This is a genomic window from Limnohabitans sp. (genome assembly GCF_044361985.1).
In the GTDB taxonomy this organism is placed as follows: Bacteria; Pseudomonadota; Gammaproteobacteria; order Burkholderiales; family Burkholderiaceae_C; genus Limnohabitans_A.
This window is the reverse complement of record NZ_JBIKHV010000093.1, coordinates 1-7,756: the sequence shown is the minus strand read 5'-3', so window position 1 is coordinate 7,756 and position 7,756 is coordinate 1. Positions and strand designations below refer to the sequence as shown.

Genomic DNA, 7,756 nt, shown 5'->3' with positions numbered 1-7,756 from the left:
TCGTCGGGTGCTGATCTGGACGATGGTGAAACGCCTTTGGGCCTTTATCTGCAAGATTGCCCACCCCGTGATTTGCTGGCCCGAATGTTGCGCAATCTCAAAGAGATTTTCCGGGCACAAGAAGACTGGCCACGCATGTTGAATGTGTTGGACCGGCTGGTCGTTCTTTTGCCCGAAGCCTGGTCCGAGAGGCGCGACCGTGGCCTGGTTCTGGCGGAATTGGGTGAAAAAGTTCAGGCCTTGCAAGACTTGCAGGTTTATTTGCAGGCTGAACCGCTTGCGCCCGACCATGATGCTTTGAGACACCGCATCATCGAGCTCTCAGGCGGCTGAGTTTTTCCTGACTCAGGCCACGACGACCTGTGCGCTGACGCCCTGTTCCACAATGTTGCCAATCACGTAGACCTGCTCTCCGGCTGCACGCAGAGTCCGGGCGCAATCTTCAGCGTGTGCTGCTTCAATCACCACCACCATGCCGATGCCATTGTTGAAGGTGCGGTTCATTTCGAGGTCATCTATGCCCGCCGTCTTTTGCAGCCAGGCAAACAGCTCGGTTTGCGGCCAACTGCCTTTTTTCAGGTGTGCAGCCAAGCCGTCGGGCAAGACGCGGGGAATGTTTTCGAGCAAACCGCCCCCGGTGATGTGGGCCAATGCCTTGATGGGATGTGCGGCCAACGCGGCCAGCACGTTCAACACATAAAGCCGGGTCGGCGCCATCAGGGCTTGTTTGAAGGGTTTGCCATCCAGCTTGGCAGGGACGTCGGCGCCAGCGCGCTCAATGCACTTGCGCACCAGGCTGAAACCGTTGGAATGGACACCGCTGGAAGCCAGGCCCAGCACCACGTCACCCACCTGAACGTTTTGCCCAGTCAGGATTTTGGATTTTTCGACTGCGCCGACAGCAAATCCTGCGAGGTCGTATTCGCCTGCGGGGTACATGCCAGGCATTTCAGCGGTCTCACCACCAATCAATGCGCAACCAGACAACTCGCAGCCTCTTGCAATGCCGCCAATCACTGCGGCGGCGGTGTCCACGTCGAGCTTGCCGCAGGCAAAGTAGTCAAGAAAAAACAGCGGCTCGGCGCCTTGCACCAGCACATCGTTCACGCTCATGGCGACCAGGTCAATGCCAACGGTGTCGTGCATGTTCCATTCAAAAGCCAGTTTGAGTTTGGTGCCCACGCCGTCGGTGCCACTGACCAGCACTGGCTCCTTGTAGCGCTTGGGCACTTCAAATAAAGCACCAAACCCGCCGATGCCCGCCAGCACACCTTCGCGCATGGTTTTTTTGGCCAAAGGCTTGATCCGCTCGACCAAGGCGTCGCCTGCAACGATGTCGACGCCGGCGTCTTTGTAGGAAAGTGGAGCTTGACTCATGGGTTTTGGCCCGCATGGGGCAGTTAAATGGGGAACTGAGGGCCAATCATTGGACTGGCAGACTAAAATCAGTGCTTATTTTAAGGGTTAGCCCTGACCGATCAGGGCCATCCCAAGCAAACCACGAGATCAACTTGCAAGCACCCCTGCCATTTTTGATGTCCCGCTTGGCCGCCTGGTTGGGTGTGGCCTTGGCTGCAGTCCTGGTTTTCTGGCTGCTTGCGCCGGTGTTGGCCCCATTTGTGATCGCAGCTGTCATGGCGTATGTCTTGCACCCTTTGGTGCTGCGTCTGGAAAGTTTGACCCAAACTCGCTTGCCACGCGTGCTGCTTGTGCTGCTGGTTGAGGCATTGGCCATCCTGGCGCTTCTGGGGCTCTTCTTGCTTTTGGTGCCCATATTGATCCGGGAGTGGCCATTGCTCCAGCAGCAGTTGCCCTTGCTGCTGGACCGTTTGGGTGATGCCATCAACCCCTTGTTGAGTCAGTTGGGTTTGAATGTATCGCTCGACTTGCGTGATTTGAAAACCCAGCTGGTGGCTTACCTCAGTGCTAATCGCGAAGACTGGTGGGCGCCACTGATGTCATCACTCAAGCTGGGGGGCAGTGCTGCCCTGGCCCTGATGGGTTATGTGGTGCTGGTTCCAGTGGTCTTGTTTTATCTGTTGCACGATTGGATGCGTCTTGTCAGCATCGTGACCGAGTTGGTGCCGCCCGCCTGGCGTGGCACTTTTGACAGCTTCATGCTTGAAAGTCACTCGGTGTTGGGCGAGTATTTGCGGGGACAGTTACTGGTCATGCTGGCTTTGTCGGTTTTTTATGCGGTCGGCTTGGGGCTGTTTGGCCTCGACTTGGCGTTGCCCATCGGTGTGTTCACCGGCCTGGCTGTGTTCGTGCCTTATCTGGGCTTTGGCTTGGGTCTGGTGCTGGCCTTGCTGGCAGGCTTGTTGCAGTTCGCATCGGCGCAGGCCTTGGTGATGGTGGCCGTGGTGTTTGGCCTGGGGCAACTGATCGAAAGTTTTGTGCTCACGCCCCGCTTGGTGGGAGAGCGAATTGGCTTGCACCCATTGGCCGTTATTTTGGCCTTGATGGCCTTTGGTCACCTGTTGGGTTTTGTCGGCGTGCTGATGGCCTTGCCCGCCAGCGCCGTCTTGCTGGTGGGCCTTCGCCGCTTGCGCCTGCAGTATTTGCAAAGCGATCTGTACCAAAAAAGTGGCGCTGAACAGGGCCGCGACAAGGGATGAAGCAACTGGCTCTGGACATCGGCCTGGCGTCATCCCCGACGCTGGACAACTTCTTTGCCGGTCCTAATTTGGCGGCCTTGAGTCATTTGCGCCTTTGGACTGCATCGGCCAGCCGGTCGCCTGTGCCCTCTTACCTGTGGGGCGAAAGCGGTTCGGGGAAAACCCATTTGTTGCATGCGGTCCAACATGCCTTGAAAGAGCAGGGTGCCCAGGTTGGCTGGTTGGACGCCCACACGATGCACCCTCCCGAATTCAACGACGCTTGGGCGGCGGTACTGATGGACGATGTGCACCTCTACAACTCAGCGCAGCAAAACACCGCCTTCAACTGGTTTGTGAATGCGCTCACGCCCCGCACAGGCTCACCGCGGTGGGTGCTCGCGGCGGGCGCATTGCCGCCGGCTGACTTGAAACTGCGCGACGACCTGCGCACCCGTTTTGGCTGGGGCCATGTGGACGCATTGCAAGTTCTGGATGAGCCTGAGCGGCGTGCGGTTCTGCGGCAAGAGGCCGATGCCCGAGGTCTGTTTTTGAGCGATGAAGTCATGTCCTACATGCTCAACCGCTTTTCGCGTGACCTGGGCAGTTTGATGCAGTTGCTCAATCACCTGGATCAATACGCTTTGCAAACGCAGCGCGCCCTGACCATTCCCTTGGTCCGCGCCATGCTGGAGAACGAATGAAACTCGCGTTGTTCGACCTGGACCACACGCTGCTACCGCTGGACTCTGACCACACCTGGGGGGTATTCACCACTGAACTGGGTTGGAACGATCCTCTCGTGTTCAGCCAGCGCAATGACGCGTTTTATGCCCATTACCAAGCAGGCACGCTCGACATCCACGATTACGTCCGATTTGCCACACGTGCAGCGCGTGAGCGCGGAGCGACCGAGGCCGCACACGCCCATGCGCGCTACATGGACGAAGTCATCCTTCCCCGTGTCATGCCTGAGGCGCTGGCGCTGGTACGATCTCACCAGCATGCGGGTGATACGGCCATCATCGTGACCGCCACCAACGAGTTTGTAACCCGCCCGATTGCCCAGGCTTTTGGGGTCAGCGAGCTGATCGCGGTGGAACTGGAGCGCGATGCCAGCGGCTGGATCACCGGTGAAATCCGCGGCACGCCATCCTTCAGGGAGGGTAAAGTGACTCGTGTTGCGCAGTGGCTGGGTCAAAACGGCTTGGGATGGGGTGATGTCGAGATGACCTTTTACACTGACTCCATAAACGACTTGCCTCTTTTGGAAAAAGTCCACCATCCGGTGGCAACGAACCCTGACGCTCGGTTGCGTCAATTGGCCACTCAACGTGGCTGGCGCATCCTCGAACTCTTTCAAGAATGATCAAACAATTCATCGACAAGCTGATGGGTAAATCACCCAAAAGCAACAAACCTCACTTTGGTCGTCGCACCGAAGTGCCCGCATCTGTTCATGGCATCGACCCGAATCTGGTAGACGAGCGCGCCGTGAACGTGGTGAGAACCTTGCAGCAGGCTGGCTTTGAAGCCTACATCGTCGGTGGTGCAGTGCGCGATTTGCTGTTGGGCTTGCGTCCCAAAGACTTTGACGTGGCCACCGATGCCACGCCCGAGCAGGTCAAGGGACTGTTTCGCCGGGCCTTCATCATTGGGCGTCGCTTTCGCATCGTGCATGTGGTCTACGGCCGCGGTCGCGACAACGAAGTGATTGAGGTCTCGACCTTCCGCGCCCACCTTGACAATGCTGCGGCCGAACAGGTCAAGGGCAATGAGCGCACCAGCAAGAGCGAGTTGGCGGGCATGAAACACGCGGTTGACTCGACAGGCCGCGTGTTGCGTGACAACGTTTGGGGTCCGCAGGATGAAGACGCCACGCGCCGCGATTTCACGGTCAATGCCCTGTATTACGACCCCGAATCGCAGTTGGTGGTGGACTATCACGGCGGCATCCAGGATTCCAAAAAGCGTGTGTTGCGCATGATTGGTGACCCGGTCGCGCGTTACCGTGAAGACCCAGTGCGCATCATCCGCGCTGTGCGTTTTGCCGCCAAGCTTGGCCCCTTGGGGTTCAAGCTGGAAGCCAAAACCGCCAAACCATTGGCGGCGTCAACCGCCTTGTTGGCCGATGTGCCGCAAAGCCGATTGTTCGATGAAATGCTCAAGCTGTTGCAAACCGGGCACGCTTTGGCCTCTATTGCGCAGCTGAAAAACCTGGGTTTGGCCACCGGCATTTACCCGCTTCTGGATGTTGTGGTGGAGCGGGTCGACAGCGCTTTTGTGCAAGTGGCCTTGGCCGACACTGACCGACGCGTGGGTGAAGGAAAGCCCGTGGCGCCCAGTTTTTTGCTGGCCTGCGTGTTGTGGGCCGATGTACGAGAGGGCTGGGCCAAACGCCTGGCCCGTAAAGACCACCCTTATCCGGCTTTGCAAGACGCGATCGATGAGGTCTTTGACGCCCGAATTGGCGACGTTTCAGGGCGCGGCAAGCTGGCAGCCGACATGCGAGAAATCTGGATGATGCAACCGCGCTTTGAAAAGCGGGTGGGCAGCACGCCATTCGGTTTGGTGGAGCAGCCCCGCTTTCGTGCCGGCTTTGACTTTTTGCGACTGCGTGCTGATATCTCTGAAGTGGATGAGCGTCTGGCCGATTGGTGGCAAGAATTCAGCATGGCCAGTGATTCGGAGCGTGAAGACCTGGTGCAGGCGGCCAAGGCCGAGCAGGCCTCGCAAACGCCCAAGCCCCGTGTGCGCCGTGCGCCCAGGCCGGAAGGCGATGCGGCGCCCCGGGCAAGCGCAGGCCAAGGTGAAACAATAAACGCAGCCCCTCCATCCGATGCGGGTGATGAAGGCGCTGTCAAAAAGCGCCGTCGCCGCCGTCGCAAGCCTGGCTCCGCCTCAGACGCTGCGGGCAGCAGCGAATAAGCCTGCTGTCGCAAAACGATGTTGCCGATCTGGCGAGACCCCGTGACCGCTTATGTGGCGATCGGGGCCAATTTGGGCGATGCCCTACAAACTGTGCTGCAGGCTTTCGATGCGCTGGCACTGTTGCCCGACTCTCTGGTCACAGCCCGATCCCGGCTTTACCGCACCGCCCCCCACGAAGCCCGGGGGCCGGACTTTGTCAACGCTGTGGCCCGGCTTGAGACTCGTTTGTCTGCCCCCGACTTGCTTGACGCCTTGCAATCACTTGAAAACCAGGCTGGGCGACAGCGCTCCTACCTGAATGCCCCTCGTACCCTCGATCTGGATATCCTCATGTATGGCGATGCCCACATGAGCAGCCCACGCCTGACATTGCCCCATCCTCGATGGCGCGAACGGGCGTTTGTGTTGTACCCCCTGGCCGATGTGTCGTCGGACTGCCTGGGTGCTGAAGATTTCGCCCGCGTTTCTGAGCAGGCCATCGAACGCTTGCCGATTTTGTAGCAGCGGTCACTTATTGGTTCAGCTTGTCGGTGCTTATTGGCTGATGTGACGGGCCGCTTCAATCTGGTACTCAAAATACCGCTGAAAGCTGAAGGCGAGACTTGACATCAACACCGCAGTACCCATCAGCAGCGCAATGGCCAGTCCGATCACTGTGCCCCAATGGGTTTTCCCTGCGGGGGCCTCTGAATCCGCACTGGGGTTGAACTTGGCGTTCCATTTTTCGATGGGTGTCAGGCCGTAAACGATGGCGTTCAAGGCGCAACCCGCAATGGTGAATCCCAGCAAGGGGATCAACAACCAACTGAGTTGGTCGTCCTGTCCAAATTGCTGGACCCTATCCAAGCCGTAAAAACCAACGGCCGTTGGGATGGGCAGCAGCCATGCGAGCATGTCAGCAAAGCCATAAAGGTAAAACCGATGCAAGCCCAAGGGCCCACCCCAAAAGGCCAACCAGGTCGCGAGTGTTTTGTGTTTCATGGGCTTGATTATTGCGGAGCGGTGCTGTCACCGGCACCCAAAGGCTTTTCCATCATCACAACGTCCAGCCAGTGGTCGAATTTCCAGCCGCATGACTGGAGCACGCCAACATGGCTGAAGCCCAGGGATTTGTGCAAGCCAATGGAAGCAGCGTTGGCTGAATCGCCAATGACCGCCAGAAATTTTCGCACCCCTGCGCGTTCGGCGCGGGCACACAACTCGGCCAGCAATGCCTTGCCCAAGCCCTTGCGGTGAGCGTTCGGGGCCAGATAGATGGAGTCCTCTGCCGAAAAGCGGTAAGCGGGGCGGGGCTTGAACCAGTTGCAATAGGCAAAGCCCATCAATCGGCCTTCTTCTTCGACGACCAGATAGGGCAGCCCCTTGGCCAGTACATCGGCTCTGCGACTGGCCATGTCTGCCTCGGTCGGTGGATCAATCTCGAAAGTCCCGGTGCCCGTGAGTACGTGGTGACGATAAATAAGGGCGATGGCTGCGATGTCTTCGTCGCGGCTGGGTCGGATCAGTGGCAAGGTGGGGCTCCCGTTGTATAATGGCAGGCTTTTCAGTGTGTCACTGGCCGGGTGGCCAGTTGCGTGTCTCAAACGCTGAAGGATATCGGGCATCTGGGCATTTGTTCCCAAGACACCCAACCACCCAAGGATAAATCATGGTTGTTATTCGTTTGAACCGCGGCGGCTCCAAAGCACGCCCTTTCTTTAACATCGTTGTTGCCGACAAGCGCGTGCGCCGTGATGGCCGCTTTCTCGAGCGCATCGGTTTTTACAACCCCACGGCCAAAGGTGGCGAGGAAGGTCTGCGCATTGCGCAAGACCGCCTGACCTACTGGAAGAGCGTTGGTGCCCAGGCGTCTCCCACCGTGGAACGCCTCATCCGTCAAGCTGGCACTGCCGCAGCCTGATTGGCAGGCCTAGGTCATGCGTCTTTCCTTGGAAGCAGCCGCACTGCCGGCTGATGCCATAGAGATCGGACGCATCGCTGATGCCTGGGGCATCAAGGGCTGGTTCAAGGTTTTGCCCCACAGCGCCTCGCCTGAGGCGCTTTTTTCGTCCAAGCGCTGGTACTTGTTGCCGCCCGATCGGCCCATGAAACCCAAACGGCCTACCGAAGCCGCAGCGGCTGAACTGGCCGTCTGGACCGAGCCCTTGCTGTTGAGCATCAAAGAAGCCAAGGACCACTCCGGCACCGTGGTGGCCTGCGCTCAGCACATAGACGACCGCACCGCCGCT

General features: G+C 58.6%; 10 protein-coding genes and 1 pseudogene. 8 read left to right on the top strand and 3 right to left on the bottom strand.

Annotation, left to right across the window (positions count from 1 at the left end; genetic code table 11):
* On the top strand, positions 1–333 hold a 333-nt coding region (locus ACIQ3A_RS12435), incomplete at its 5' end, for a tetratricopeptide repeat protein (RefSeq protein WP_396432049.1).
* 12 nt (positions 334–345) lie between these two features.
* Here the strand turns inward: ACIQ3A_RS12435 and purM are convergent.
* A complete protein-coding gene (purM, locus tag ACIQ3A_RS12430; RefSeq protein ID WP_396432048.1) occupies positions 346–1,377 on the bottom strand; it encodes a phosphoribosylformylglycinamidine cyclo-ligase in 1,032 nt (343 codons plus the stop codon).
* A 158-nt stretch (positions 1,378–1,535) separates the two neighbouring features.
* Here purM and ACIQ3A_RS12425 point away from each other — a divergent pair, with 158 nt between their 5' ends.
* Genes ACIQ3A_RS12425 through folK form a run of 5 tightly spaced genes read left to right on the top strand, consistent with a single transcriptional unit; the run spans position 1,536 to position 6,029 of the window.
* Positions 1,536–2,618, top strand: coding sequence for an AI-2E family transporter (locus ACIQ3A_RS12425; RefSeq protein WP_396432047.1), 1,083 nt, complete (start codon positions 1,536–1,538; stop codon positions 2,616–2,618).
* Positions 2,615–3,301, top strand: a complete 687-nt coding sequence (gene hda, locus ACIQ3A_RS12420) for a DnaA regulatory inactivator Hda (RefSeq protein ID WP_396432046.1) — start codon at positions 2,615–2,617, stop codon at positions 3,299–3,301. The genes ACIQ3A_RS12425 and hda overlap by 4 nt, the downstream gene beginning before the upstream one ends.
* Positions 3,298–3,966, top strand: a complete 669-nt coding sequence (locus tag ACIQ3A_RS12415) for an HAD family hydrolase (RefSeq protein ID WP_396432045.1) — start codon at positions 3,298–3,300, stop codon at positions 3,964–3,966. Before hda ends, ACIQ3A_RS12415 begins: the two co-directional genes overlap by 4 nt.
* Positions 3,963–5,525, top strand: a complete 1,563-nt coding sequence (gene pcnB / locus ACIQ3A_RS12410) for a polynucleotide adenylyltransferase PcnB (protein ID WP_396432044.1) — start codon at positions 3,963–3,965, stop codon at positions 5,523–5,525. Before ACIQ3A_RS12415 ends, pcnB begins: the two co-directional genes overlap by 4 nt.
* An 18-nt stretch (positions 5,526–5,543) precedes the next feature.
* Positions 5,544–6,029, top strand: a complete 486-nt coding sequence (folK, locus tag ACIQ3A_RS12405) for a 2-amino-4-hydroxy-6-hydroxymethyldihydropteridine diphosphokinase (RefSeq protein ID WP_396432043.1) — start codon at positions 5,544–5,546, stop codon at positions 6,027–6,029.
* 33 nt (positions 6,030–6,062) lie between these two features.
* On the opposite strand, the gene ACIQ3A_RS12400 is transcribed toward folK, so the two are convergent.
* Together ACIQ3A_RS12400 and ACIQ3A_RS12395 are read right to left on the bottom strand one after the other, a co-directional pair.
* A complete protein-coding gene (locus ACIQ3A_RS12400; protein WP_396432042.1) occupies positions 6,063–6,509 on the bottom strand; it encodes a hypothetical protein in 447 nt (148 codons plus the stop codon).
* An 8-nt stretch (positions 6,510–6,517) separates the two neighbouring features.
* Positions 6,518–7,039 (bottom strand): GNAT family N-acetyltransferase, encoded by a 522-nt coding sequence (locus tag ACIQ3A_RS12395; RefSeq protein ID WP_396432041.1) that lies wholly within the window; start codon positions 7,037–7,039, stop codon positions 6,518–6,520.
* Between the two features lie 137 nt (positions 7,040–7,176).
* On the opposite strand from ACIQ3A_RS12395, the gene rpsP reads away from it, so the two are divergent.
* Both rpsP and ACIQ3A_RS12385 read left to right on the top strand, forming a co-directional pair.
* Positions 7,177–7,428, top strand: coding sequence for a 30S ribosomal protein S16 (gene rpsP / locus ACIQ3A_RS12390; protein ID WP_108407790.1), 252 nt, complete (start codon positions 7,177–7,179; stop codon positions 7,426–7,428).
* 16 nt (positions 7,429–7,444) lie between these two features.
* A pseudogene (locus ACIQ3A_RS12385) lies at positions 7,445–7,756 on the top strand (ribosome maturation factor RimM); the annotation flags it as partial.

What these genes read in the sequence shown, in the direction of transcription:
- pcnB (WP_396432044.1), top strand. Translation starts at nt 3,963, where the DNA reads ATGATCAAACAATTCATCGACAAGCTGATGGGTAAATCACCCAAAAGC.
- purM (WP_396432048.1), bottom strand. Translation starts at nt 1,377, where the DNA reads ATGAGTCAAGCTCCACTTTCCTACAAAGACGCCGGCGTCGACATCGTT.
- ACIQ3A_RS12415 (WP_396432045.1), top strand. Translation starts at nt 3,298, where the DNA reads ATGAAACTCGCGTTGTTCGACCTGGACCACACGCTGCTACCGCTGGAC.
- ACIQ3A_RS12425 (WP_396432047.1), top strand. Translation starts at nt 1,536, where the DNA reads ATGTCCCGCTTGGCCGCCTGGTTGGGTGTGGCCTTGGCTGCAGTCCTG.
- ACIQ3A_RS12400 (WP_396432042.1), bottom strand. Translation starts at nt 6,509, where the DNA reads ATGAAACACAAAACACTCGCGACCTGGTTGGCCTTTTGGGGTGGGCCC.
- hda (WP_396432046.1), top strand. Translation starts at nt 2,615, where the DNA reads ATGAAGCAACTGGCTCTGGACATCGGCCTGGCGTCATCCCCGACGCTG.
- folK (WP_396432043.1), top strand. Translation starts at nt 5,544, where the DNA reads ATGTTGCCGATCTGGCGAGACCCCGTGACCGCTTATGTGGCGATCGGG.
- rpsP (WP_108407790.1), top strand. Translation starts at nt 7,177, where the DNA reads ATGGTTGTTATTCGTTTGAACCGCGGCGGCTCCAAAGCACGCCCTTTC.